Below are 24900 nucleotides of genomic sequence, written 5' to 3' on the forward strand. Positions count from 1 at the left end.
TCCGTTCCATGCGCGTGTGTGTGACCGGCGCGGCCGGAATGACGGGGATCGTCACCGTGAACCATCTGCTCGACAACGGCTACGAGGTGGTCGGCGCCGACGTCGTGGCCCGGCCGGCGGTCCTGCCGGACCCGGGCGCGCGGCCCGGCTTCACCTACCTGCGGGCCGACCTCACCGACTTCGGCGACACCGTCGACGTGCTCGGCGGGTGCGACGCGGTGGTGCACCTCGCCAACATCCCGGCGCCCGGCCTGGCGCCGCCGGCCCGCACGTTCGGCGCCAACACGGCGATGAACTCCAACGTGTTCCTGGCCGCCGCGCAGCTGAAGCTGCAACGGGTGGTGTGGTCGTCGAGCGAGACGACGCTGGGGCTCGACTTCGTGGTGCCGCCGCGGTTCGCCCCGCTCACCGAGGACCACTATCCGTACCCGACCACCACGTACGCACTGTCCAAAGTGGTCGGTGAGACCACGGCGGCACACGTGGCGGAGTGGACCGGGATCCCGTTCGTGGCGCTGCGGTTCACCAACGTCATCCCGCCGGAGCGGTACGCGCTGTTCCCGTCGTACTGGGACGATCCCGCGAAGCGGCGGTGGAACCTGTGGAGCTACGTCGACGTGCGCGACTGCGCGTCGTCGTGCCGGCTGGGGCTTGAGGCCGCGGTCAGCGGGGCCAGCAGTTACCTGATCGCGGCGGCCGACTCGGTGATGACCACCCCGTCGGCGCGGCTGATGGCGGAGAACTTCCCGGGCGTCCCGGTGACGAAGGACCTCGGCGAGTTCGAGACGCTGCAGAGCATCGACCGCGCCCGCGCGGTGCTCGGGTACGAGCCGCGACACAGCTGGCGCGATCACGTCGCGACCTGACGGCGTCACCGTGCGTTCATATATGAACGGTATACGGTGCCGCCCTACGCTCCGCTCTGCAAGGTCGGTACGGCCCTGTACGACGAGAGGAGCGGGCATGACCCGTCGAATCGAAGCGTGGAGCGACCGCCTGTTGGCACGGTTCGTTCCGCAGACCAGCGCGCACGCCCTCAGCAGTTGGCGGGTGTGCTGCAACACCACGTGCACGGTCTCGAAGGTCTGTTGGGGGTGCGGCATCAACATCTGCTGCAGCCCGTGCGTGCACGACTGATCGGGGGGCGGGAGGTGCGGCCGGCGGTCCGGCGGCACCTCCGCGCAGCGGTGGCGCTGGCGTGGCGGGCGTCGCCGTCGATGTTCGTGGGGTTCCTCCTGCTCGACGTCGTCGCTGCCGGCGTGCCCGTCACCGTCGCGTGGTTGACCAAGGTGGTCCTCGACCGGTTGAGCGCCGGCGGATCGGCGCTCGGCCGTCCGGTGGCGGCGCTCGCCCTGTGCGGCGTGCTGATCGCCGTGCTGCCGCGGCTGTCGCAGCACTGCCGGATCCGGCTGGGCCGGCGGGTCGGCCTGCTGGCCACCGAGCGCCTCTACACGGCGGTCGACGCGTTGCCCGGGCTGCGCCGGTTCGAGGACCCGGTGTTCGCCGACCGCCTCCGGCTCGCCGGCGACGCCGCGCGCGTCACCCCGAACCGGGTCGTCGAGGGGATGCTCGGCACCGTGCGGGGCGCGCTGACCGCGGGCGCGTTCGTCGCGTCGCTCGCGGTGATCAGTCCCGCGATGACCGTCGTGCTCCTCGTCGCGGCCGGGCCGGTGCTCGCGGCGGAACTGTGGCTCGGCCGGCGGCGGGCGCGCACCGTCTGGCAGATCGGCCCCGGCGAACGCCGGGTGGCGTTCTACGCCCAACTGCTCACCGACCTCCAGGCGGCCAAGGAGATCCGCCTGTTCGGCACCGGCGGCCTGCTGCGGGCGCGGATGCTCCGCGAACGCCGGGACGCCGACGCGGAACTGCTGCGCACCGACCGGTGGGAACTGGTCGTCGAGGGCGGCCTGAGCCTGCTGGCCGCCGCCGTGGCCGGTGCCGGGCTGATCTGGGCGGTCGGCGCCGCCGGCGCGGGTGAGCTGAGCATCGGCGACGTGTCCATGTTCATCGCGGCGGTGGCCGGCACGCAGGTCGCGTTGGGCGGGACGGTCACCGGGATCGGACAGGTGCACGACGCCCTGCTGCTGTACGACCACTACGACGCGGTCGTGCGGACGGCCCCGGATCTCCCGCTGCCGTCGAGTTCCGCCCGGGTGCGTTCCGGCGACGTGCGGATCGAGTTCCGCGACGTGTGGTTCCGGTACGACGCCGACGGGCCGTGGGCGTTGCGGGGTGTCGACCTGGTCGTGCCGGCCGGACGGGCGACGGCGCTCGTGGGCCGGAACGGGGCCGGCAAGAGCACGCTCGTGAAGCTGCTGTGCCGGTTCTACGACCCGACCCGCGGCGCGATCCGGTGGAACGGCGTCGACCTGCGCGACGTCGACCCGGCCGAGCTGCGCCGGCACATCGGCGCGATCTTCCAGGACTTCATGTGCTACGACCTGACGGCGCGGGAGAACATCGCGCTCGGTGACATCTCTGGTGTCGCCTCCGTCCGGCGCGCGGCCGAACTGGCCGGGATCGACGAAGCGCTCGCCTCGCTGCCGCGCGGGTACGACACGTTGCTCAGCCGCACCTTCCTCAGCGAGGCCGACAAGGCCGACCCGGCCAACGGCGTGCTGCTCTCCGGCGGCCAGTGGCAACGGGTCGCGCTCGCGCGCGGGCTGCTCCGCGACGCCGGTCTGGTGATCCTCGACGAGCCGAGCGCCGGCCTCGACGCCGAGGCCGAGCACGAGATCCACCGCATGCTCGCCGACCACCGCCGGGGCCGGACCAGCCTGCTCATCTCGCACCGGCTCGGCGCGATCCGGGACGCCGACACGATCGCGGTACTCGACGCCGGCCGCGTGGTGGAGCAGGGAACGCACGACGACCTCGTCGACCGGAACGGCGTCTACGCGCGGTTGTTCGCGTTGCAGGCCGACGGGTACCGCGCCGCCCGCGGTAGGGTCGAGGCATGACGCTCGATGATCGTCTGTCTACATTGGACTCACTCTGGGCCGCGTGGGCCGCGCACGGCACGTCGATGACCGAGGAGCAGTGGCGGCTGCCCACCCGCCTCGGCGACTGGGACGTCCGCAGTCTCTACGCGCACCACGGAAGCTGGCCGTTCATGTTCTCGGCCCTCGTCACCCGCGTCCGCGACGTCGAGCCGACACACGCGTCGGCGGCCGCGCTCCTGCGCGACTTCAACAAGCCCGACGGCGTCGCCAACACGCACCGGGAGTCCACCGCCGCGCGCGCCCGCGAAGACGCGGAGAAATACGACACGGCCGCGATGGTCGGCCAGTTCACCACCACCGGTCCGCGCGCGATCGCCGCGGCGCGGTCGCTCGGCCCGGTGGTCGTCGACTATTTCGGACGGGCGATGCTACGCCTCGAAGAGGCGCTGAGCATCGGCGTCATGGAGGCGACGGTGCACCTGCTCGACCTGCGACGGGCACTGGGTCAGGAGCCCGACGTGCCGGCCGCGGGTCTGGCGCACACCGCCGCGTTGCTGGCGGAGATGGCGGAGCCGGTCGACTTCATCGAGGCGGCCACCGGCCGGAGCACGGTCGCGGTGTTCCCGGTGCTGTCCTGAGAGATCGTTCGACCACGGCTTCGACGTTCCATCGACAATTGTCAGTATTGACCGGCTTTTCGGGCTGCCGTACGGTGCGGTGAAATCGGCCTCCCCGCCCACCACCGCCCGAGGTAGGTCAATGAAGAGACGAATCAGGATCATCGCCGTCGCCCTGCTCGCCGTGGTGGCGTCGGTGGCGGTCTACGTGCAGCCCGCGTCGGCCGCCGTCGGCCTGCACATCAGCAGCCGGAACATCGTGGAGGCCAACGGCCAGAACTTCATCATGCGCGGGGTCAACCACCCGCACATCTGGTACACCGGCCAGACCCGAGCGTTCGCCGACATCAAGGCGCTCGGCGCCAACACCGTGCGCGTGGTGCTCGGCACCGGCAAGCGGTGGGGCCCGTCGAACGACGTGCCGGCCGTGATCCAGCTCTGCAAGCAGAACCGGCTCATCTGCGTCCTGGAGGTGCACGACACCACCGGATACGGCGAGGAGGGCGCGGCCGCGAGCCTCGACGAGGCCGCCAACTACTGGATCAGCCAGAAGTCCAACCTGGTCGGCCAGGAGAACTACGTCGTCATCAACATCGGCAACGAGCCGATCGGCAACACCAACGCCGCCCAGTGGACCGCGGCGACGGTCGGCGCCATCCAGAAGCTGCGCACCAACGGCTTCGAGCACCTGCTGATGGTCGACGCGCCGAACTGGGGCCAGGACTGGCAGTTCGTGATGCGCGACAACGCGCAGACCGTCCTGAACGCCGACACCCGCAAGAACACGGTCCTGTCGATCCACATGTACGCGGTCTTCAACACGGCCGCGAGCATCACCGCGTACCTGAACACGTTCCAGCAGAACAACTGGCCGCTGGTGATCGGCGAGTTCGGGTGGCAGTTCAACTCCGGCGAGGTCGACCACAACACGATCCTGGCCGAGGCACAGGCCCGCGGTCTCGGTTACCTGGGCTGGTCGTGGAGCGGCAACACCGACCCGATCCTCGACATGGCGCTGAACTTCGACCCGGCCCAGCTGACCACGTGGGGGCAGCGGATCTTCAACGGCGCCAACGGAATCCGGGCCACGTCGCGGGAGGCGAGCATCTTCGCGGGCGGCCCGAGCCAGCCCCCGTCGTCGCAACCCCCGTCGTCACAACCACCGTCCAGCCAACCCCCGTCCTCGCCACCCCCGTCGCGCGGCTGCACCGCGACCTACGCGATCGTCGGCCAGTGGCCGGGCGGCTTCCAGGGCGAGGTGCGGGTCACCGCCGGCACGTCGGCGATCACCGCGTGGACCGTAACGTGGACGTACGCCAACGGTCAGGCCGTCAGCAGCCACTGGAGCGCCGCGATCACCAGCAGCGGCTCGTCGGTGACCGCGCGGAACGTCAACTACAACGGCAACGTGGGCGCGGGCGCCAGCACGACGTTCGGCTTCCTCGGCTCCTGGGCCGGCACCAACAGCGTCCCGACGCTGTCCTGCACCGCAACCTGACGGTCCCGTAACGGCGGCGGGGCGTCTCCGGACACCCCGCTACCGTTCCTCCAGGCCGAAAACTCAGCCGAAGGGTGTGGGCGCCGGGTCTGACGATCCTCAGCGCACCAGTCCCGCGTGGTGGGCGAGGATCGCGGCCTGCACGCGGTTGGTCAGTTGCAGCTTGGCCAGCACCCGGCTCACGTGGCTCTTCACGGTGGCCTCGCTCAGGTGCAGGCGCCTGCCGATGTCGCTGTTCGGCAGGCCCTCGCCGACCGCGGCCAGCACCTCGCGCTCCTTGTCGGTGAGCACCTCGATGCGGCGCAGCGCGTCGCCGCGGTGCGGGCTGGACGGTTCGGCGAACCGGTGCAGCAGCCGCCGGGTCACCCGGGGTGAGAGCATCGCGTCGCCCGCCGCGGCGCTCCGGACGGCGCTCGCCATCTGGTCGGCGGTGGCGTCCTTGAGCAGGAAGCCCACGGCGCCGTGGCGCAGCGCGGTTTCGACGTACTCGTCGAAGTCGAACGTGGTCAGCACGACGACCTTCGGCGGGTCAGGAAAGCGGGCGAGCGCGGCCGTGGCGGCGAGACCGTCGGCGCGGGGCATCCGGATGTCCATCAGCACGACGTCCGGACCCGTGGCGCGCGCCTCGCGCACCGCGTGCTCGCCGTCCTCGGCCTCGCCGACGACCTCGATGTCGTCGTAGGCGGCCATGATGGTCCGCAGCATCGCGCGCACCATCCACTCGTCGTCGACGATGAGAAGGCGGATCACCGGCGGCCACCCCCGCCGGCCGGGATCCGGGCGACCACCTCGAAGCCTCCGCCGGGCAGGTGACGCGTCCGCAACGTGCCACCCACCAGCCTGACCCGTTCGCCGATCCCGAGCAACCCGTGCCCGCCACCACCGGCGGAATCGGCCGCGGGCGCGCCGGAACCGTTGCGGATCACCACCTCCAGCGCCGGGCCGTCCGGCGCCACCAGCACCGTCGTGCGCGCGGTGGGCGCGTGCCGGTGGACGTTCGTCAGCGCCTCCTGCACGACCCGGTACACCGCGTGCTCGACGAGCGACGACACCGGCACACAGTCCACTATGGACAGTTCGACGGTCAGCCCGAGCGCGCGCGAGTCCTCGACCAGTTCGGTCAGGTCGGCGATTCCCGGTTGCGGCCGCAGCGGTACCGCGCCGCCGTCGCGGAGCACGGCCACCAGCGTGCGCAGTTCGGCCAGGGCCGTGCGGCCGATGGTCTGGATCTGGCCGCCGATCTGCGCGGCGTCGCGTCCCTCCGCGGCCTCCAGCGCGGTGGCGTGCAGGACCATCAGCGAGACCCGGTGGGTGACGACGTCGTGCATGTCCCGCGCGATCTGGGCCCGTTCCTCCGCGCGCGCCTGGTCGATGCGCAGCCGCTCCTCGCGGAGGTTGCGCCGCGCCCGCTCCTGCAGACCGGCGACGACCTCCCGGCGGGACGCCAGGTACAGGCCGGCGAGCACCGGCAGGACGCAGATCGCCAGCCCGATCGGGAGCGTGGCGTCGGCGCCGTACGCCAACCACATCGGCGTCGACACCGCCGCCACCATCGCCACGGCGAGCGCCGCCCGCAGCCGCGCCGACCCGACGTACGCGCCGACGGCGTACTGCGCCACCGGGATCGCCGGCCACGCTCCGGCGACGAGCCAGCCGAGCACCGCGCCGGCGAACAACAACAGCGGACGCGTGCGCCGCACGAACACGGCCGCCGCCGTCGCCGTCCCCAGCAGGGCGGTGAGCACGATCGGCGCCCGCCGGTCGACGATCGGCGACCCGTCGAACAGGCCCGACTGGAGGTCGGGCACCACGCCGGCCAGCACGCACGGAACGGCGAGCACCGCGTCGACCAGCCGGCCCGGTCGCGGCCATGAAGCGCGCATGCGGCGAGTCTATGCAGGGCAGCTCCCGCCGGCCTCGGTCGAAGGACGCAGTCGAAAGTCGTAGCGGCCGCGTAGGTCTGCCGTCCTTCGTCGGTCACCCCGCATTCCCTTGCCCGATGCCGGCCGCCGCCGGCGGATCTAGCGTTCCGAGCGTGAATCCGCGCCTGCTGCAATGGGTCTTCGCCGCCTACGCCGCGATCGCCACGTGCGTCCTTCTGACCGGTTCCGGCCCGGCGTTCTTCCGCGTCATGGGGATCGCCGGTTACGCGATCGGCGCGGTGGTGTCGGTGATCGCGGTCCGTCGGTGGGAGCGGGGCGGTCGCCGGATCGCGATCGTCGCGCACCTGGCGCTCGCCCCGCTGCAGTTCGTCTTCAGCATCGGCAGTTCGGTGACGCTGATCGGCATCGTGATCTCGCTGCTGATCCTCGCCCGGAGCCGGCCGCGCTTCCCCCGCCTGTCGCCGCGGGCGCGCCGGGTATGGCTGGTGCTGCACGTCGGGTTCAGCGTGGGCTGGCTCGGGGTGGCGCTCACGATGACCGTGCTGGCCCTCGTCGGTCAGTTCGCCGGATCACACGGAATGCGCTACGGCGCCTACGAGGTGCTGCACGTCGTCGACCTCGCGGCCGCCATCCCGTCGATGGCGCTGTCGATCGTCACCGGCCTCGTCGTGTCGCTCGGCTCCAAGTGGGGCCTCGTCCGGTACCGGTGGGTGCTCACGAAGTTCGCGATCTCGCTGAGCATCCCGATGGTCGCCGGCAGCGTCGAGAGCTCGCTCGCCGACGACCTCGTGGTCCGCACGGCCGATCCGGCCGCCCGGCCCGGCGGCGCCGGCCTCGCGCTGACCGCGTGCCTCGGCGCGTTCGTGGTGGCGCTGTGGGTGGCGACCGTGCTGTCGGTGGTCAAGCCCTGGGGACGCACGCGGTGGGGCACGGCGGGGCTCAGCGTGCGGCGTGCTCGCGGTCCCGGAGCTGACGACGCAGAATCTTTCCTGACGCGGCCTTCGGCACCGCCTCGATGAACTCGACGAGCCGGATCTTCTTGTACGGCGCGACCTGTTCGGCGACGTAGGACATCACGTCGTCGGCGTTCAACGAACCGCCGGGCATCGGCACCACGAACGCCTTCGGGACCTCGTTGTTCTCCTCGTCGTAGACGCCGATCACGGCGGCGTCGGCGATGCCGGGGTGGTTCAACAGGACGGCTTCCAGCTCAGCGGGCGCGACCTGGTACCCCTTGTACTTGATGAGCTCCTTGACCCGGTCGACGATGAACCAGTTCCCGTCGCCGTCCACCCGCGCGATGTCGCCGGTGTGCAGCCAGCCGTCGGCGTCGACCATCGCGTCGGTGTCCTCGGGGCGGCCGAAGTAGCCCTTCATCACCTGCGGTCCGCTGATCCACAGCTCGCCGGGTTCGCCCGCCGCCGCGTCGAGGCCGGTGCCCGGGTCGACGAGACGGGCCTTCGTCGACGGGAACAGGTGCCCGACGCACGCGGCCGGCTCGTCGAGGTTGCCGTCGACGTGGATGTGCGTTCCCGGTGACAGCTCGGTCATCCCGTACGCCTGCCCGATCTCCACGCCCAACCGGTCGGCGACCGCGGCCTGCAGCCCCGCGTCGAGCGGTGCGGCGGCGCAGATGATCCGCTTCAGGTTCGACAGGTCCAGCTTCGCGACCGCGGGGTGCTTGGCGAGCACCAGCATCACCGGCGGCGCGATGTAGGCGTGGGTGATCCGGTCCCGCTCCAGGCTCGTCAGGAACGCGTCGAGGTCGAACCGCGCGTGGACGTACACCGTCGCGCCGCGCGACAACGCGTTGTTGAGCAGCACGGCCATCCCGTAGATGTGGAAGAACGGCAGGATGGCGATGATCCGGTCGCCCGGGCCGATCCGGTGCAGATCGGTCAGCTGTTCGAGGTTCGTGCAGATGTTGCGATGCGTCAGCATCACGCCCTTCGGCGTGCCGGTGGTCCCGCTGGAGTAGGGGAGGACCGCGACGTCGGTGGCGGGGTCGAGGTCGTGGGGCGGCACCCGGCCGTCGCGTCCCAGGCTCAGAACGGACCTGTGACCGGCGGCCTCGTCGCAGACGAGCACTTCGATCCCGCGTCCGGTCTGCTCCCGCACGATCGCGGTCGCGCCGGTGGCCGCCGCCAGCAGCGGCGACACGGTCACCAGCAGCTTGGCGCCCGAGTCGACGAGCTGCTTGGCGATCTCCGGTGCGGTCGCGAGCGGCGACAGGGTGGTGACGGTGCCGCCGGCGGTGGTCGTCGCGTAGAAGACCACCGGGAAGAGGACGGTGTTCGGCGAATGCAGCGCGACGACGTCCCCCTTGCCGACGCCCTCCGCGGCGAGCCCCACCGCGAGCCGCTGGACCATACCGGCCAACTCGCCGTACGTGATCGTGCGTCCGCTGGCCGTGTCGACCAGGGCCGGTGTCGCTCCCCGCCCGACGGCCTCGCCCAGCACCCGCTCGTGGATCGGCCGGTCGACAACCGTCACGTCCGGGTACCTGCTGCTGTAGATCACCAGTCCTCCGCCGAAGTCAGTGCCACCGGCGGATACCGGCGGGTTGCCGGACAGCATGGTCGGACGGGTCCTCCGGGGTCAAGCACAGACGTTAGGGTTGGTGCCATGACGCAGCCCTCGGGTCCGGGTTTCCTGGTCGGCGCGGAGAAGACGTGGGCACAGGTCGCGCACTTCGGCGCCGTGCTGGGCCTCGCGCCCGCGCTGGCCGTGTTCCTCATCAAGGGCAAGGGATCCAGCGCCGTCCGGGCGCACGCGGCGGCCGCGTTGAACTTCCAGATCTTCGTGAGCGGCGCGCTCGTGCTGGTGTCGATCGTGCGGCTGTGCGGCATGTTCCTGCCCGACGTCACCAACTGGCTCCTCACCGTCGCCTGGATCGGGGTGTGGGGCGCCGGCATCGCGTTCGGTGTGGTGGCCGGGCTCCGCGCCAACGAGGGCAAGCTCTACCGGTACCCGATCCGCCAGACGGTGGTCTCGTAGCCTACGGGTGACTCATCACGATGACGCCCCGCGCCGCGCCGCCCAGCGCGCGGTACAGATGCGGGACGTCGCCGGCGAACCGCACGAAGTCGCCCGCGTCGAGGTCGACGGGCGCCGACACCGGCCCGGTGCGTAGGCAGCCGGCGGTGACGAGGATCGACTCCACGACGCCGGCCGGATGCGGGTCGGCGTGCCGCGTGCGGGTGCTGAACGTCGCGTCGTAGATCTCCGCCAGCCGGTGCCCGTACACGCGGTCGAGGAGACGCGCGGCGACCGCGCCCTCGACGCGCGCGCCCGCACCGGCGCGTACCACCTCCACCGCCGGCGCCGGGTCGGCGGGCGCCCCGATGAGATCGCCGAGCGACGCGTCGAGCGCGTTGGCCAACGCGTACAGCGTGTCGATCGTCGGATTCCCGTGCCCCGCCTCGATTTTGGTCAGGGTGGCCCGGCCCACCCCGCTGAGCGACGCCAGCGTCACCACCGACATGGACCGGTCGGCCCGCAGCGCGCGGAGATTGGCGGCGATGACCAACTGTGGCGACATCCCTGGCAATGGCGTCATGTGCCCACTATAGTAGGCACCCATGTCGACTTCACGAGTCAGGCCCGCGGCCCGGATGGCGGCGATCCACGGCTTCGGCATCGACGGTGTCGCGCGTGCCGTGGTTGGGGCTGCTAGCGATCGGTGGTCCGTGCTGCGCCTGGAGAACCTCGACACCGACCTCCCGTTACCGCCGGAGGCGACGCGGGTCACCGCGCAGGCGCTCACCACGCCGAAGGCGAACTCGTGGCTGCCGTTCACCGGCGACGAGGACCTGCGCGCGGCGATCGGCGACCTGCTCGTCGACCGCTGCGGCACGAGGTACGACCCCGCCGATCAGATCGTCGTCACGAGCGGCGGCACCGAGGGCGTGCTCGACTGTCTACTCGCGACGGTCGACCCCGGCGACGAGGTGATCGTCACCGATCCCACCTACGCCGGCCTGGTGAACCGGGTGCGGCTGGCCGGCGGCGTCCCGAGTTTCGTGCCGTACCTCGTGGTCGACGGCGAATGGCGGCTCGACCTGGAATCCTTACGGGCCAAGGCGGCCGGCGCCCGCGCCGTCATCATGATGAGCCCGTCGATGCCCAGCGGCGCCGTGCTCACCGACGACGAGTGGCGCGCGGTGTGCGAGGTCTGCGTCGAGCACGACCTGATCCTCATCTACGACGCCGCGATGGAGCGCGTGCTGTTCGACGGGCGCGAGCCGCTGCATCCCGTGCGCCACCACGGAATGGCGGAGCGCACGCTGGTGGTGGGCTCGCTGTCCAAGGAGTTCCGCATGATCGGGTGGCGGGTCGGTTGGGTCGCCGGGCCACGGGAACTCGTCGAGGCGGTCGGCTGGGTGCACGTCTACAACACCACCACACCCGTCGGCATCGCCCGCGCCGGCGCGACCGCGGTGCTGCGCGGCGACCACGGCCACGTCGCGGCGTGCGCCGCCGAACTGGAACGCCGCCGCGACGCCGTGCTCGCCGCCACGGCCGGCCTGCCGGTGGTGCGCCCGGGCGGCGGGTGGTCGCTGCTGATCGACACGGTCGCGCTCGGCATCGAGCCGGCGCGGGCGTCCGCCGCCCTGCTGCGCGACGGCGCGGTCGCGGCCACCGCCATGACGGGCTGGGGGGACGCGGTCGCCGCGCGCTTCATCCGCTTCGTGTTCAGCGCCGAACCCGTCGACGCGCTGCGCACCCTGCCCGAGCGCCTGACCGCGGCCGGCCTGACGCGGCGGACCTGACGGCCGGTCCGGTACGTCAGGTGTCCGACGCGCAGAGCAGGTGGGCCCGCGCCCGCTCGGCGACGAGCCGGAACCCGTCCCGCTCGGCCAGGGCGAGCGCCTCGTGCGCGCACCGGTCGCGCCGGGTCGCGTCGTCGGCCGCGTCGTGGGCGGCGGCGAGCGCCAACAGCGTCTCGCCCTCGATGTGCCGGCTCGCGGTGGCGCGGGCGAGCTCGAGCGCGGCGCGGTGCCGCCGGACCGCCTCGTCGGGCCGCCCGAGCACCCGGTCCGCGGTGCCGACGGCGTTGTGCGCCAACGCCTCGGTGGTGCGGTCACCGATCTCCCGGGCCAGATCCAGCGCGGCCAGCGCCCGGTCGCGCGCCGCGGCCGGCCGGCCGAGGTCGCATTCCAGCGCGGCGAGGTGGCACTGCACCACCGCGTAGCCGTCCCGGTCGCCGACCTGCGTGCACCGTTCCAGCGCGGCGCGCAGGTGCGCGTCCGCCCGGTCCGTGCGCCCGGCGGCGTGGCAGACCTGCCCGAGACCGGTCAGCGCCAACGCCTCGCCGTGCCGGCTGCCGATCTCGATGTTGAGGTCGAGCGCCGCGGTGAACTGCGCGGCCGCCTCGTCGAGGCGGCCGAGTTCACAGTGGACGGTCGCGAGCAGCCCGAGGTTGTTCGCCACCCCGGCGCGCCGGCCGAGGTCCCGGTCGATGTCCAGCGCCGCCTCCAGCCGGCGCACCGCCCCGGTGAGCCGGCCGAGCTTGCGCTCGACGATGCCGAGGTTGCCCAGCGTCGTCGCCTCCGACTCGCGCCAGCCGCTGCGCCGCGCCAGCCGCAGCGCGACGGTGTAGTGGCGCAACGCCTCCCGGTGGTCGCCGAGGCCGCGGTACGCCGTGCCGAGGCTGTGCCGGGCGGCGGCCTGCGCATGTTCGTCACCCGCGCGCTCGGCCGCGGCGAGCGCGGCGTCGGCCACCGCCAACCAGTCCGCGGTGTAGCGGCGGAGATGGAAATAGCCGCGCAACGCGTCGGCGAGCAGCCATCCGGACGGCTGCGGTCCGTCTACCGCCGCGTACCGCACGGCGAGCACGAGGTTGTGCCGCTCGCCCTCCAGCCACCGCAGCGCGGCGGCGTGCCCGTCGAACGTCACGCGATCGGGCGGCGGGTCGGCGTCCGGAAGCCGCAGCATGTGCGGATACAGGACGTCGGCGGCGGCCCGGGCCCGTGCCAGGTAACGGGTGTAGAGCCGGTCGAGCGCCGCCCGTCGCTCGTGTGCGGGCTCCTCGTCCGTCGCCCGCTGGATCGCGTACAGCCGCAACAGGTCGTGGAACGTGTAGCGGCCGGCGGCGTGCTCGTCCAGCAGATGGGCGTCGGCCAGGCGGTCGAGCAACGCGCGTGCGACCGGCGCGGAGATCCCGCCGAGCGCCGCGGCCGCGTCGGCGTCGACGTCGGAACCCGGTGTGAGACCGAGCCGCCGGAACAGCGCCCGGGCGTCCGGTGCGAGGCCGGCGTAGGAGAGGTCGAACGCGGTGCGCACCGCGCCCCGTTCGTCGCCGTTGACCGCGAGCACGGCGAGCCGGTTGCCGTCCCGGAGTTCGGCGACGTGGTCGGCGATGCCGCGCTTCGGGTTCACGGTGAGGTTGGCGGCGGCGATCCGCAGCGCCAGCGGCAGGAAGCCGCACAGTTCGGCGAGCGCCGTCACCGCGTCCGGTTCGGCCGCCGCCCGCGGGCCGAGCACCCGGAACAGCAACGCCCGCGCGGTGTCCGCCGGCAACGGATCGAGCGGGACGTGGTCCGCGCCCTCCTGCGCGACCAGCCCACCGAGCTTGTGGCGACTGGTCACCAGCACCACGCACCGGGTGCCACCCGGCAGCAGCGGGCGCACCTGCTCCGCGTCGCGCGCGTTGTCGAGCACTACCAGCGTCCGGCGCTGGGCGAGCAGCGTCCGGAACAGGTCGGCCGCCGCGGTCCCGTCCGGGGGCACGCGGTCCGCCGGCACCCCGAGCGACCGCAGGAACCCGGTGAGCGCCTCGATCGGACGCATCGGCGGCGCCGTCGCGTACCCGCGCAGGTTCACGTACAACTGGCCGTCGGGGAGCCGGTCGGCCACCCGGTGCGCCCACTGCACCGCCAACGACGTCTTGCCGGTGCCGGCGGCGCCGCAGATCACCCCGACCGCCATCGCCGGTCCGCCGGCGTCGAGCAACCGGTCGAGCCGCGCCAACTCGGCGTCCCGCCCGGCGAACGCGGCCACCGCGGCCGGCAGTTGCGCGGGAACCGGTGCGGCGTCGGGCGCTGCTTCCGGCGCCGTTTCCGGCTCCGCTTCGGGCGCCGCGTCCGGCACCGCTTCCGGCGGTGCGACGACGGGGGACGGCGACGTGTCGGCGATGATCTCCCGGTGCACCCGTTGCAGCGCCGCACCGGGTTCGACCCCCAGTTCCTCCCGGAGGATCCCGCGCACCCGGCGGTACGCGTCGAGCGCGGCGGCGCGTCCGTCGTCGCGGTGCAACGCCGTCATCAACTGGGCCCAGAAGCGTTCGCGCAGCGGATGTTCCCGCACGAGGGCGGACAGCTCCGGGACGAGCACCGCGTGCCGGCCGCACGCGAGGTCCACGTCGACGCGTCTGTCCACGATGGACAGCCGGTACCCGTCCAACCGGGCGGCCTCGGCGCGGCACGCGTCCACCGTGATCCCGTCGAACGCCGGCCCGCGCCACAACGCCGCCGCCCGGCGCAGCAGCGCGCCCGCCGCGTCGAGCGCCGCCGGCGAGCCACCGGCCGCGTGCCGCTCGGCGGCCGCGACCAGGTCGTTCACGTCGTCCAGGTCGACCGTTCGCGGCTCGGGTCGCAGCACGTACCCGGGCGCGCGGGTCACCAGCAGCCCGCCGGTGCCGGTCCGCAACGCCCGCCGCAGCCCGGCGACGCAGCCCTGCAACAGGCTCCGCGCGGTCGGCGGGGCCCGCTCGCCCCACACCTGGTCGATGATCCACTCGGCCGACACCACGCTGTGCGCCCGGAGCAGCAGCAGCGCCAGCACCGCGCGTTGCTGCGGCCCGCCCACGGGCACCGACGCGCCGTCGTCGTCGTGTACCTCGAGCGGACCCAGGAGGAGAAACCGCACACCGCAGGCTATCCGGGCAGGCCGGTCAAAGACGGCTCATCTGTCCGGGATCGGGCGCAACCCCTGTCGGGGATCGAACATCGCATTGACGTCCGGCGCTATCCTGCGCCGGGTGCGTTACGTATCGATCAAGGACTTCGGGCTGTACCGCGCGCTGAAGGAGGCGGTGGCCGGCGAGTGGCTCACCCCCGAGGCGCTGCTGGCCGTCACCGATCTGTCGTGGGACGAGTACCGGGCCGAGGTCGGTCCGGAGCACTGGCAACCCATCGACGACCTGCGCGGCATCCAGCACTGCGTGAACCTCCGCGGGCTGCATCTCGACGGCAACCACATCCGGAGCCTGCTGCCGCTGGCCGGCCTCGACCAGCTCACCGAGCTGTGGCTGGTCGACAACGACGTCACCAACCTGAAGCCGCTCGCCGGCCTCACCGCCCTGACGACGCTGGTGCTGGACATGAACCGCCGCCTGGTGAACATCGCCCCACTCGTGGGCCTGCACCGGCTGGAGTACCTGAACATCGCCGACACCGGCGTCAAGGACCTCTCGCCGCTGCTCGACCTGCCCGCCCTCACCCGCCTCGCCTGGAAGCCGTACACGATGTACGGCCGCAAGCCGGTCGCGCCGGCCGTGCTGCGCCGGGCCGAGGGCGTCCTCACCACCCTCCGGGACCGCGGCGTCTCGATCGAGCGCTACCAGCTCGCGTCCACCTAGTCGGTGCCGTCGACGGGACCTCCGGCGGGCGGCGGCGTTGCCGGTCGAGCACATCGTCGAGGTTCGTTGAGCGGGTGCCGTACCCTTCGGTCCATGATCGGTGCGGCCCTGCTGATGCGAGTCTTCGCGCGTTGGCCGCACCACCTCGACCGGTTCCGGTACCGCCGCGGCCAGGCGGGCCTGACGCTCACCGAGCTGCGCGCCGAGTACGGGCAGCGGATCATCGACGACGCCCGGGCCGATCCGGTGCTGGCCCAGGTGCTCGACGACATCGGCACCACGCTGCTCCAGTCGGTACGCACGCTCGACAAGGGCCTCACCCCGCCGGCCAACCGGCCCGTGGTCCGCTACATCCTGCTCACCGAGCTGGCGAACCGGTACCTGGCGAGCGTCACCGAGCCCTTCACGCACATCCCGCCGAGCCCGTACCGCGGCTACTCGCACCCGATGCTGATCGTCGCCGCCGCCTGCCGGCTGGGTACGAGCCGGCGCCTGCGCGTCCCGTAGAAAGACCCGCAGCAAAGAGCGGCCGGGCGCCTGGCCCGGCCGCTCGTCGATCTGTTGCTACATCAGCCGGTCGGGAACAACCGGCCGAAGTCCGCGTACGCCATCGCGACGTCGGACTGCGCCCAGAACCGGTGGTAGTTGAACGTCGGCACGGCGCCGCCGTTCAGGTAGTTCTGGACCTTCGCCCAGTTCGGGTCGTTCTTGTAGAAGGAACGGATGTCGACGAAGCTCTTGCCCGGTGCGATCACGTCGCCGTTGGGCATGTCGCCGGTCCAGCCCGGAGGCAGGTACAGGCCCTGGCCGGTGCTGGCGTTGTAGACGTCGTCGAACCGGTTGTAGTCGGCGCGCGACTCCGTCGTGGAGACGCCCTGCGCGTCGGCGTTGGCGTTCAACGCGTCGAGCAGGCCCTTGGCGGTGGTCTTCGCCGCCGCGTTGCCCGACTTCGCCGCGTACCAGGTGAGCGTGCGGGCGTAGGCGGCCGCGACACCGACGTCGGTGCCCCGGGCGGTGACGGTGACGTGCAGGTTGGTGTTGGCGGCCGGGCTGGACGGGTTCCAGGTGGCCGGCGCACCGGTCCACGCCATGTCGGACGGGATCGAGAACGTCGCGCCCGTGCCGATCGTCGTGTTCGCGATCGCCCACGGCACCCACTTGTCGAGGATGGCCTTGGCCTTCGCGTTGCCGGTCTCGTAGTAGAGCTCGGCGACGCGCTGCAGCGACCACACCTGCATGCCGAACCACTGGTTGCTGCCCGGGTCACGGTAGACCGGGTGCTCCTGGTAGAACATGCCGTAGAACGTCGGCGTGCCCGACGGCGGCTGGGCGTACGCGCCGTCCCAGCTGTTCGTCGCGCCACCGGCGATCGCGCCCTCCGACGACTGCAGCCACTGGTAGAACTCGAGCTGCCGGTTCATCGACGTGGTCCAGTCGGTCGTGGCCGACGGGCTCTTCATGTTGCTCGTCAGCTCGGGCGTGTTGGTGAGCGCCCAGGCCGTGAACGGGTTCTGGTACCCGAAGTGGTTGTGGCTGGAACCGATCCGCCACGACCAGCCGGCCGCGGGGTCGGTCGCGCCGCCCCACGCGTAGTACCACGAGAGCAGGTAGTGCATCGAGTTCTTGCCGGAGCCCGCCGGGCAGGTCGAGGCGCCGACACAGTTGCCGATCTGCTTGAAGTACTTGTCGAACATGGCGTAGCGCAGGTAGTCGCCCATCTTGGCCGCCTTGGCCACGGTGGCGGCGACGTCGGCCGCCTTGTTCTGCTCCTTGGCCCACTTGTTGGCCCAGTACGCCGCCTGGATCGCGCGGGCGTCGGCGTCGGGGGCGTTGGTGTACTTCCACTGCTTGGCCGGCGTGCCGGAGTCCCTGATGGAGATGTCGAGGTAGCCGTTCGGACCACCGTCGACGAACGTGTCGCAGGACGGCTGCGGCACCGTCTCCCACACCGACTCCTGCGGCCCGCGCTGGAACGTGTTGATGTACGCGGGACGCGTGGTGTGGTCGCCGCAGCGGCCGAAGCCGTAGGTGTTGTCGACGTCGAGCAGCCAGTGCATGCCGTAGATCGAGCCGGTGCCGTAGGCCGACTGCAGTTCGCCGCGCAGCGGGTCCTGGCCGACCGGCACGCTCGGCTGCAGTGCCGACGGGTACTGGCTGGGCAGGTTGAACTCGGCGGCGTACTGCGGTGTTCCGTTGACGCCGGCGGTCGGCTGGTCGGCGGTCGACGGGATGATGTAGCGCTCGGCCACCGTCCACGCGTTGTTGAACGGCGCCCAGTTCTGCGTCACCCGGCCGTACTGCGCCTCGAGCCAGATCCAGAAGCTGAACGCCTCGGAGGTGGTCTCGTGGCCGTGGTCCGGCGCCTCGACGATCAGCGTCTCGATCGAGTGGTACGGCACGCCCTCGGGGCTGAAGTAGCCCGAGTTCTTGATCTTTCCGTACTGCGCGAGGAACCGGGTGATGTACTCGTTGTTGCCGCCCGGCACGTCGTTGTCGACCTCGGTCGCGACGACCGCGAGCGTCGGGTAGCCGGTCGCCGTCGCGGTGAACGTGGCCGTGCTGCTCGTGGTGTCGGTGTCCTCGGCCGCCGTGTAGGTGACGTTGACGCCGGTGCTCCAGTTCGCCGAGGTGAACGTGACGGTCGTCGGCGACGCGGAGATGTCGGTGTCACCGGTTCTCGGCAGCGTCATCGTCACGTTGCTGCTCGGTGCGGCGCTCAACTTGTAGTTGACCACCGCGGAGCCGCCCTCGGGCACGCTGACCGACGACGGGGTCGCGATGATCGTCGGGCCGGTCGACCCGGTGACCGTGAACGACCGCTCGGCGGTCGCGGTGGCGTTCGCGTTGTCGTAGGCCCGCGCCTGGACGGTGTAGCTGCCGGCCGGCAGGTCCTCCATCGTGTAGGCGTACGGCGAGCTGGTGTCGGTGTTGATCAGCAGGCCGTTGCGGTAGAACTCGACCTTGCTGATCGTGCCGTCCGGGTCGGACGCCGTGGCGCTGAGCGCCACGTCGGCGGGTGCCACGTACGGGCCGGGAAGCGCGGCGAGCGCCACCGTCGGCGGCTGGTTCACGCCGGTGCCGCCACAGGTGACGCCGTTGAGCGTGAACGAGGCCGGCTTCGGGTTCTGGCCGGTGTGCGACCCGTTGAAGCCGAAGCTCACCGAGCCGCCGCTGGGCACGTTGCCGTTCCAGGCCGCGTTGGTCGCGGTGACCTGGGCGCCGGTCTGCGTGATGTTCGACGACCAGAAGTTCGTGACCCGCTGGCCCGTGTTCGGGAACGTCCAGCCGAGGTTCCAACTGGTCAGCGCGTCACCCGTGTTGTTGATGGTGACGGTCGCCGTGAAGCCGGTGTTCCAGTCGTTGGTGGCGTAGACGACATTGCACGAGACAGCCGCGTACGCACTGGTGGGGATGCTGACCAGGCCGGCGGTGACGAGGGCGCCCGTGGCGGCGAAGGTCGTCCACCGTCTTGTTCGGGGAAAATTCATGTGTTGCTGACTCCTCGCGAGATCGCCCTCGGGCAGCCCCCGGCGGAGGGGGCTGGAGGGCGTGAATGGGGGTCGCGGGGTCGGCTCCCTGCTCGCGATGACGGCAGTCTGCCATGGGAGCGCTTCCAGCGCCAGTCATCAATGGAAGTCGCTCATGAGCTGGCGTCTGACCTGGAAAGATTGAAAGTCATGGTCGGAAGTTCACAAACTCGAAAAGAACCGCTACAGTTCGGAAACCACCCATGGGAGCGCTCCCATGGTTTCGGCCAACGGTTGAGAGCGCGGAAGGAGGCCCCACCCCCGGCACCACCCGCGTGGATCGGCTCCCGCGCGCAGTTCCCCCGCTCCGCGATACCCCCGACGACGGGGACGAGCCCACTCTCGTCCCCGTCGATTTCCCTTGCCTGCCGCGTCACACCGCCGTCGGTTGACCGAGTCCGCGGTCAACGCCGGTTCCGACCACGGCGATTGTCTGCAACTCTTGTGGGAGAGAAAGGTCGGTTGCAGCAGACCTTTGTCTCCCCGATCCGGGCTCGGATCGCCTCTCCAACTACCGGGAGTGGCTGGACTTTGTGCGTGACTCCCCGTCGGCGACGATGCTGATCGAACGGTGTTCAGAGGTCGAACTCCTGCGGCGGGATGCCCAGGGTGTGGCACGCCTCGCGGACCGCGGCCTTCTCGTGGTCGTCGAAGAAGCCGTCGGCGCCGCCGATGATGATGCCGATCTGGATCACCGCGCGGGCCTGGTCGGGCTTTGACTTGAGCTTCGCGATGGTCTGGGTCGCCTCGAGCTTGCCGAACTGGAAGTTCGACTGGAGCTTGCTGGCGTAGAAGTCGAACTTCTGGGTGAGCTCGGCCGCCGGGAACACCTTCAGGGCCTCGTTGCTGGTGATCAGGCCCGACATCGTGGCGCGCTCGGCGTTGTCGATGCTGCCGTCGGCGGCCGCGATCAGGGCGCACATGGCCATGGCGCCGTTGGCGAACTCCTTGTTCTTGAACTGACCCGTCTTCGTCTTGAGCTGCGCGGTCATGTCGACCGCGCGGTTCCGGAGCTGGTTCCACATGGACACGGACGCAGTCCTCTCCCACGGTTGTACACCGGCACTCTGCGTAGCCGGACATACCGACCCTAACAACGGAGGCTGGGCGTTTCCTGTGTGCTGCTAGTTTGCTTCGCGTGGACGCCACCAAGGTCACGGTCGAGTGGTCCAGCGAGGCGCCGTTGACCATCGGCGGGTTGCTGCGCGACCCGGCGGTCACGTCGCTGCGCATCACGGCACCCGCCCGCGACGACGACGCCGACGACTGGGACGAGGAGAACTGGGACGCCGACCCGGCCCCGCCCGAGGGGATCGGCGACATCGCGTCGCTCGACCTCAGCCGCATCGTCGACCTCGACGTCTCCTACCTGCGCCTCGGTCCGCTCGGCGCCGAGGCCCTCGCCGTGGCGTCGTTCGTGCACCTCGACCCCGCCGAGGAGCGCATCGGCGCGGGCCGGGTCGAGACGCTCGACCTGAGGTACTGCTACATCGGCGACGCCGGCCTCACCGCGATCGCCGCGTCGTCGACGTTCCGGAACGTGCGCCGCCTTCACCTGCAGGCGAACCGGATCGGTGCCGCGGGCGTCGCCGCGCTCACCGGGTTCCCGCGCCTGGAGGTGCTCGACCTCCGCTACAACGATCTCGGCGCCGCGGGCGCGGAGGCGTTGCTGGCGACGCCGTTCATCGGCCGCCTGGCGCGGCTGAACCTGTACCGGACCGACGTCGGCGACGCGGGCGCGAAACTGCTCGCCCACGCGCCGCAACTCCCGTCCGCCCTGCGCAGCCTCTGGAGAAGCGTATGAGCACGGAACTCCGCGACCGGTTCTTCGAACTGTCCACACCGGACAGTCCGGCGGCCGACGTGGCCGCGTACCGGGCCGCGGTCGACGCCGTCGACGCCGAGCCGGTCGCGACCGTCGACGGGCTCGCCGTGTGCTGGCACCCGACCGCGCGGTTCAAGGCGCTGCGCTTCGTCGACGCCGAGCGCATCGACGCGAACGTGCGCGACCTGTTCGCCCGGCCGAGCGAGGGTGCGCCGGAGTTGGCGGCGGCGTTCGTCGATCCGACCGAGCTGTCGTTCCGCACGTTCGAGAACATCGTGGCGCTCGATCGCGCATTCACGGGCGTCCCATTGGGTTTTGATCTTATTGGACGCGCGGAGCTCGCGCCCGACGCGTTCACCTTCACCCTCGACGCGCCCGCCGCTGCGCGCGAGCGGCTCGACGCCCTCGACGCGCTGAATCTTTACGTGCCACCGCTCAACGCGTCGTCGCGGGGCGGGCAGCGGTACATCTTCCACTCCGCGCTGCTGGCCGACGCCCTCACGACGGCGGTCAAGGCGGCGATGCCGGACCTCGACGGCTTCTCGCACGTGAACCCGGTGTTCCGCTGCAACCGGTTCGAGCCCGGCGACGCGGACTTCCACCGGCACCGCGACACCCCGTACTACGACGCGGCGCGCAACCACGTGTCGAGGTACACGGTGCTCGTGTACCTCACCGGCGGCACGGGCGCGCCGGCGCTCGACCTCGGTGCCGGCGTGGCCCTCGACACCATCGGGCCGTACACGTGCGTGGTGTTCGACCAGCGCTACGAGCACGCGGGCGCGCCGTACACCGACGGCCGGAAGGTGTTCCTGCGCACCGAGCTCGTCTTCGAAGTGTCCACAGTGGAGCATGACCCGGAGATCGCCGCGCTGTTCAGCAAGGCGTGCTACTGGACGGGCGAGAGCGTCTTCGCGCCGGAACTCGCGGCGCACGCCGACGCCTACTACAACCAGGTGGCCGCCGCGCACTGGGCCGGTCTGGAACCGTCCGACGCCACGGAACCCTTTGTGCACAAGGAGTTCCGCGGCGTGCACTTCGTGGCGAACGGGTACGACTTCTGGTTCGCCAAGGGCGACGGGCTCACGCTGGCCGAGTGCGCCGCCATCACACTCCTCGACTACTTCAACTGCCGGCTGGGCGACAGCGCGTTCCGCGTCCAATGTAAGAGCGAACGCGTGGCAGCGGACGGTACGGCGTGGATTCCTGAGTTCCTTTCTGGCAAACGGAATCGGCCCGCGGTGCTGCCGTTCGACAAGTCACACCTGTTCCCCGAGCCCGAGGAGAGCGACGGCACCTGCTGCCCGTTCCACGCCGGCATGGTGTTCGAGGCCGCCCGGCTCGACGAGGTCATCGACTTCTACGCGTCGGCGCAGACGTTCGCCCGGGCGCACATCATGCCGGCGCCGATCCTGATGCTCGGCGAAGACGTGGTGCTCGACCCGGAGAAGTTCGTGGTGCGGGGCAACCAGATCCACGTGACCGGCGACCGGGAACTCGCGCCGCTGAACTTCGCGGCGTGCTGGAACTCCGGTGGCTCGGTCGAGAACTACCTCGACACGGCGGCGACCGTCGACGCGGCGCACTTCCTCGTGCCGCCGATCCTGTTCACCGAGACCGCCGACTGCTACCACCTCCGGTTCGACTTCTTCCGCAACTCGTGGATGGTGCGCCACGATCGGGCCACGGTGCCGGTCCCGATGATCCGCGACCTCCGCGAGGAGCCGGAGGACATGCCCGTCGACGAGCAGGCGCCGTGGCTCGACGCGGTCATGCGGGCCACCGGCGATCCGGGCACGCTGCCCACCCGCTCCTGGTGGACGCGGGACAAGATCCTCGGCGACTTCGTCGGTCACATCGAGGAGCGCCTGTACGAGATCGAGGAGGACGAGGACTGAGCCGCTACTCTCGATTCCGTGGCCTATGGCATCGGAGTGGCGCTCTTCGCCCTCGGCATCCTGTTGTCGCTGACCCTGCACGAGATCGGGCACGCCGCGGCGGCGCGGGCGTTCGGCATGAAGGTCACCCGGTTCTTCATCGGGTTCGGGCCGACGCTGTTCTCGTTCCGTCGGCGCGGCGTCGAGTACGGCGTCAAGGCGATCCCGGCCGGCGCCTTCGTGAAGATCGTCGGCATGACCCGGCTCGACGAGGTGGCACCCGAGGACGAGAAGCGCGCCATGTGGCGGTTCCCGGTCTGGAAGCGGACCGTCGTGATGGGCGCCGGGGTGGCCGTCCACTTCCTGCTCGGCTTCCTCGTGTTGTGGGGCCTGTTCGCGTTCTCGCCGCTGCCCGACGAGGGCCTGCTGCAGAGCGGTCCGGTGCGCGTCGCCACCGTGTCGCCGTGCGTCGAGCCGCGGCTGGCCGACCAGCAGCGCCCGTGCGTGCCCGGCACCAGCCCGGCCAGCGCCGCGCTGTCGGCCGGCCTCCAACCCGGTGACGTCATCGTCGCCATCGACGGCCGCCCGGTCCGCGGCTGGGACGCGGTGACGGCGGCGGTCCGCGAGGCGGGCGGCCGCACGGTCGCGCTGACCTACGAGCGGGCCGGGGAGCAGCGGACGGCGTCCGTGGCGATGCCGCTGGTCGAACGGGTCCGACCGGGCACCACCGACCTTGAGCGGGTGGGCATGCTCGGGATCACGCCGCAGGTCCCCACCAGCACGGCCGGCCCGGCAGCTGCGGTCGGCCTGGCCGTCCGGCAGACCGGTGCCCTGTTCGGCGCCACCTTCGACGCCCTCCTGCACCTACCGGCGAAGATCCCGGCCCTGTGGTCGACGATCACCGGCGACGAACGCGACCCCGAAGCGCCGGTGAGCATGGTCGGCGCCAGCCACATCGGCGGCGAACTCGCCCACCGCGGCGACTACCAGTCGTTCCTGCTCATGCTGGCCTCGTTGAACTTCTTCATCGGCATGTTCAACCTGCTCCCCGTCCTCCCGGCCGACGGCGGGCACATCGCGATCTCGTGGTTCGAGCGGGCGCGGTCCTGGCTCTACGGGCGGCTCCGCCGGCCGGATCCCGGCCCGGTCGACTACTACCGGCTGGCGCCACTCGTGTTCGTGGCGATCCTGTTGTTCGCGGGGTTCACGCTGCTGAGCATCACCGCCGACCTGGTCAACCCCGTCCACATCACCGACTGACAGTCCGGCACCACGCGGTGGTGGCTGTCGTGCCCGACCCAACGAGTCGATCTTGCAGTTGTGGTGGCCCATAAACAGGGCCAAATACGGGCGAGCCAGGCACCACAACTGCAAGATCGACGCCGAAGGGCAGCTCTCGGCTCTCGATCTTGCAGTTGTGTCCGCCCTTTCGCTGGAATTCGCCCTTTTTTCGGCGAGCACAACTGCAAGATCGGCGACGGTGGGGTCCCTGTGGACCCCGGGGGTCGTCAGGTGGGGCGGACGCGTTGGTGGACCACGTGGGCGGCGTACACCGGGTCGGTGGGGTCCTCGGCGGGCGGTTCGGCGCCGAGGAGTTCGGTGAGGCACAGGGTGTCGGCGGCGGCCGCCAGCGCCGGCCAGTGGTCCCCGGGGAGGTTCCGGCCGGCGGCTACCAGGGCGGCGAAGGCGTCGCCCAGCCGCCCCTTCTGCAGGTGGTCGGGGACCTCAGGAACGGGCGGGAGGGCCGCGGCGATCTCCCGTAGCTGCCCGGTGGCCCGTTGCTGGCGGGCGCGGCAGTCGGCGGCCCAGTCGGGCGGTTCGGTGACCTCTCCGCCGTCGAGGACGCACCAGATGAACCCCGCGCGCCAGGCCTGCTCCTCGAAGCGCTCGTCGGACTCGCGGCGGTCGGACCACGCGGGGCTGAAATGCACCAGCGGCTTCGCCTCGCCGAGGGGGATGCCGGTGGCGACGTGCAGGACCACGATGCAGTCGATCTTTTCCAGGCCCCGCCGGCGCAGGTCGGCGATCAGGTCGTCATGCGTGGTGCCGGCCGCGAGGGAGGTTCGGGCCAGGTCGGCGAACCGTTCGCGGCCGGCGGGATCGAGCATCGTCGAAGCAGACCATCCGCGCGGGCCGGCGCGCAACGCGTA

21 protein-coding genes are annotated in these 24900 nt (G+C 71.3%); 13 read left to right on the plus strand and 8 right to left on the minus strand.

What is annotated here, in order from left to right; translation table 11 throughout:
• The first annotated feature begins 8 nt into the window (after positions 1 to 8).
• The 5 genes from Vau01_RS30565 (at position 9) to Vau01_RS30585 (ending at position 5057) form a co-directional block, all read left to right on the plus strand.
• Positions 9 to 866 (plus strand): NAD-dependent epimerase/dehydratase family protein, encoded by an 858-nt coding sequence (locus Vau01_RS30565; protein ID WP_239151973.1) that lies wholly within the window; start codon positions 9 to 11, stop codon positions 864 to 866.
• Between the two features lie 97 nt (positions 867 to 963).
• Positions 964 to 1137 (plus strand): hypothetical protein, encoded by a 174-nt coding sequence (locus Vau01_RS30570; RefSeq protein ID WP_203999656.1) that lies wholly within the window; start codon positions 964 to 966, stop codon positions 1135 to 1137.
• Complete coding sequence (locus Vau01_RS30575; protein WP_239151974.1) at positions 1122 to 2960, plus strand: ABC transporter ATP-binding protein; 1839 nt, start codon at positions 1122 to 1124, stop codon at positions 2958 to 2960. Before Vau01_RS30570 ends, Vau01_RS30575 begins: the two co-directional genes overlap by 16 nt.
• Positions 2957 to 3580, plus strand: coding sequence for a maleylpyruvate isomerase family mycothiol-dependent enzyme (locus Vau01_RS30580; protein WP_203999658.1), 624 nt, complete (start codon positions 2957 to 2959; stop codon positions 3578 to 3580). Before Vau01_RS30575 ends, Vau01_RS30580 begins: the two co-directional genes overlap by 4 nt.
• 121 nt (positions 3581 to 3701) lie before the next feature.
• A complete protein-coding gene (locus tag Vau01_RS30585; protein ID WP_203999660.1) occupies positions 3702 to 5057 on the plus strand; it encodes a cellulase family glycosylhydrolase in 1356 nt (451 codons plus the stop codon).
• Between the two features lie 99 nt (positions 5058 to 5156).
• On the opposite strand, the gene Vau01_RS30590 is transcribed toward Vau01_RS30585, so the two are convergent.
• Positions 5157 to 5807 carry a response regulator gene (locus tag Vau01_RS30590; protein WP_203999662.1) on the minus strand — a complete coding sequence of 217 codons (651 nt, stop codon included), beginning with the start codon at positions 5805 to 5807 and terminating at the stop codon, positions 5157 to 5159.
• Positions 5804 to 6940: a sensor histidine kinase gene (locus tag Vau01_RS30595; RefSeq protein ID WP_203999664.1), complete on the minus strand. Its 1137-nt coding sequence runs from the start codon at positions 6938 to 6940 to the stop codon at positions 5804 to 5806. Before Vau01_RS30595 ends, Vau01_RS30590 begins: the two co-directional genes overlap by 4 nt.
• A gap of 152 nt (positions 6941 to 7092) precedes the next feature.
• On the opposite strand from Vau01_RS30595, the gene Vau01_RS30600 reads away from it, so the two are divergent.
• Positions 7093 to 7959 (plus strand): hypothetical protein, encoded by an 867-nt coding sequence (locus tag Vau01_RS30600; RefSeq protein ID WP_203999666.1) that lies wholly within the window; start codon positions 7093 to 7095, stop codon positions 7957 to 7959.
• On the opposite strand, the gene Vau01_RS30605 is transcribed toward Vau01_RS30600, so the two are convergent.
• Complete coding sequence (locus Vau01_RS30605) at positions 7880 to 9460, minus strand: AMP-binding protein (RefSeq protein ID WP_203999668.1); 1581 nt, start codon at positions 9458 to 9460, stop codon at positions 7880 to 7882. The two genes, Vau01_RS30600 and Vau01_RS30605, sit on opposite strands and share 80 nt — an antisense overlap.
• Positions 9461 to 9565: 105 nt before the next feature.
• Between Vau01_RS30605 and Vau01_RS30610 the strand changes: the two genes are divergently transcribed.
• Entirely contained in the window at positions 9566 to 9937 is a 372-nt protein-coding gene (locus Vau01_RS30610; RefSeq protein WP_203999670.1) for a DUF4870 domain-containing protein, read from the plus strand.
• A gap of 1 nt (position 9938) precedes the next feature.
• On the opposite strand, the gene Vau01_RS30615 is transcribed toward Vau01_RS30610, so the two are convergent.
• Positions 9939 to 10499: a helix-turn-helix domain-containing protein gene (locus tag Vau01_RS30615; RefSeq protein ID WP_203999672.1), complete on the minus strand. Its 561-nt coding sequence runs from the start codon at positions 10497 to 10499 to the stop codon at positions 9939 to 9941.
• Positions 10500 to 10521: 22 nt separating this feature from the next.
• Between Vau01_RS30615 and Vau01_RS30620 the strand changes: the two genes are divergently transcribed.
• Positions 10522 to 11712 (plus strand): pyridoxal phosphate-dependent aminotransferase, encoded by a 1191-nt coding sequence (locus tag Vau01_RS30620; protein WP_203999675.1) that lies wholly within the window; start codon positions 10522 to 10524, stop codon positions 11710 to 11712.
• Between the two features lie 16 nt (positions 11713 to 11728).
• Here the strand turns inward: Vau01_RS30620 and Vau01_RS30625 are convergent, their stop codons facing one another.
• On the minus strand, positions 11729 to 14809 hold the full coding sequence (locus Vau01_RS30625; protein ID WP_203999678.1) for an AfsR/SARP family transcriptional regulator: 3081 nt from the start codon (positions 14807 to 14809) through the stop codon (positions 11729 to 11731).
• Positions 14810 to 14921: 112 nt separating this feature from the next.
• On the opposite strand from Vau01_RS30625, the gene Vau01_RS30630 reads away from it, so the two are divergent.
• Both Vau01_RS30630 and Vau01_RS30635 read left to right on the plus strand, forming a co-directional pair.
• A complete protein-coding gene (locus Vau01_RS30630) occupies positions 14922 to 15521 on the plus strand; it encodes a leucine-rich repeat domain-containing protein (RefSeq protein WP_203999681.1) in 600 nt (199 codons plus the stop codon).
• 93 nt (positions 15522 to 15614) lie between these two features.
• The gene (locus tag Vau01_RS30635; protein ID WP_203999684.1) at positions 15615 to 16028 is read left to right on the plus strand and encodes a hypothetical protein; all 414 of its coding nucleotides are present in this window, start codon (positions 15615 to 15617) and stop codon (positions 16026 to 16028) included.
• A gap of 62 nt (positions 16029 to 16090) precedes the next feature.
• On the opposite strand, the gene Vau01_RS30640 is transcribed toward Vau01_RS30635, so the two are convergent.
• Positions 16091 to 19009 (minus strand): glycoside hydrolase family 48 protein, encoded by a 2919-nt coding sequence (locus Vau01_RS30640; RefSeq protein WP_203999687.1) that lies wholly within the window; start codon positions 19007 to 19009, stop codon positions 16091 to 16093.
• A gap of 614 nt (positions 19010 to 19623) precedes the next feature.
• Positions 19624 to 20073 (minus strand): tellurite resistance TerB family protein, encoded by a 450-nt coding sequence (locus tag Vau01_RS30645; protein WP_239151978.1) that lies wholly within the window; start codon positions 20071 to 20073, stop codon positions 19624 to 19626.
• A 113-nt stretch (positions 20074 to 20186) separates the two neighbouring features.
• Between Vau01_RS30645 and Vau01_RS30650 the strand changes: the two genes are divergently transcribed.
• Genes Vau01_RS30650 through Vau01_RS30660 form a run of 3 tightly spaced genes read left to right on the plus strand, consistent with a single transcriptional unit; the run spans position 20187 to position 24010 of the window.
• Positions 20187 to 20852 carry a leucine-rich repeat domain-containing protein gene (locus Vau01_RS30650; protein WP_203999692.1) on the plus strand — a complete coding sequence of 222 codons (666 nt, stop codon included), beginning with the start codon at positions 20187 to 20189 and terminating at the stop codon, positions 20850 to 20852.
• Positions 20849 to 22771, plus strand: coding sequence for a hypothetical protein (locus Vau01_RS30655; protein ID WP_203999695.1), 1923 nt, complete (start codon positions 20849 to 20851; stop codon positions 22769 to 22771). The genes Vau01_RS30650 and Vau01_RS30655 overlap by 4 nt, the downstream gene beginning before the upstream one ends.
• Positions 22772 to 22789: 18 nt before the next feature.
• On the plus strand, positions 22790 to 24010 hold the full coding sequence (locus Vau01_RS30660) for a M50 family metallopeptidase (RefSeq protein ID WP_203999697.1): 1221 nt from the start codon (positions 22790 to 22792) through the stop codon (positions 24008 to 24010).
• A gap of 248 nt (positions 24011 to 24258) precedes the next feature.
• On the opposite strand, the gene Vau01_RS30665 is transcribed toward Vau01_RS30660, so the two are convergent.
• The gene (locus Vau01_RS30665) at positions 24259 to 24858 is read right to left on the minus strand and encodes a hypothetical protein (protein ID WP_203999699.1); all 600 of its coding nucleotides are present in this window, start codon (positions 24856 to 24858) and stop codon (positions 24259 to 24261) included.
• Positions 24859 to 24900 lie beyond the last annotated feature (42 nt).

The organism is Virgisporangium aurantiacum (assembly GCF_016863635.1).
Lineage (GTDB): Bacteria > Actinomycetota > Actinomycetes > Mycobacteriales > Micromonosporaceae > Virgisporangium > Virgisporangium aurantiacum.

Bases quoted from the DNA above. Each gene is read 5' to 3' on its own strand.
- Vau01_RS30610 (WP_203999670.1), top strand. From the start codon at position 9,566: ATGACGCAGCCCTCGGGTCCGGGTTTCCTGGTCGGCGCGGAGAAGACG.
- Vau01_RS30565 (WP_239151973.1), top strand. From the start codon at position 9: ATGCGCGTGTGTGTGACCGGCGCGGCCGGAATGACGGGGATCGTCACC.
- Vau01_RS30615 (WP_203999672.1), bottom strand. From the start codon at position 10,499: ATGACGCCATTGCCAGGGATGTCGCCACAGTTGGTCATCGCCGCCAAT.
- Vau01_RS30665 (WP_203999699.1), bottom strand. From the start codon at position 24,858: ATGCTCGATCCCGCCGGCCGCGAACGGTTCGCCGACCTGGCCCGAACC.
- Vau01_RS30580 (WP_203999658.1), top strand. From the start codon at position 2,957: ATGACGCTCGATGATCGTCTGTCTACATTGGACTCACTCTGGGCCGCG.
- Vau01_RS30655 (WP_203999695.1), top strand. From the start codon at position 20,849: ATGAGCACGGAACTCCGCGACCGGTTCTTCGAACTGTCCACACCGGAC.
- Vau01_RS30595 (WP_203999664.1), bottom strand. From the start codon at position 6,940: ATGCGCGCTTCATGGCCGCGACCGGGCCGGCTGGTCGACGCGGTGCTC.
- Vau01_RS30645 (WP_239151978.1), bottom strand. From the start codon at position 20,073: ATGTGGAACCAGCTCCGGAACCGCGCGGTCGACATGACCGCGCAGCTC.
- Vau01_RS30620 (WP_203999675.1), top strand. From the start codon at position 10,522: ATGTCGACTTCACGAGTCAGGCCCGCGGCCCGGATGGCGGCGATCCAC.
- Vau01_RS30640 (WP_203999687.1), bottom strand. From the start codon at position 19,009: ATGAATTTTCCCCGAACAAGACGGTGGACGACCTTCGCCGCCACGGGC.
- Vau01_RS30635 (WP_203999684.1), top strand. From the start codon at position 15,615: ATGATCGGTGCGGCCCTGCTGATGCGAGTCTTCGCGCGTTGGCCGCAC.
- Vau01_RS30585 (WP_203999660.1), top strand. From the start codon at position 3,702: ATGAAGAGACGAATCAGGATCATCGCCGTCGCCCTGCTCGCCGTGGTG.
- Vau01_RS30570 (WP_203999656.1), top strand. From the start codon at position 964: ATGACCCGTCGAATCGAAGCGTGGAGCGACCGCCTGTTGGCACGGTTC.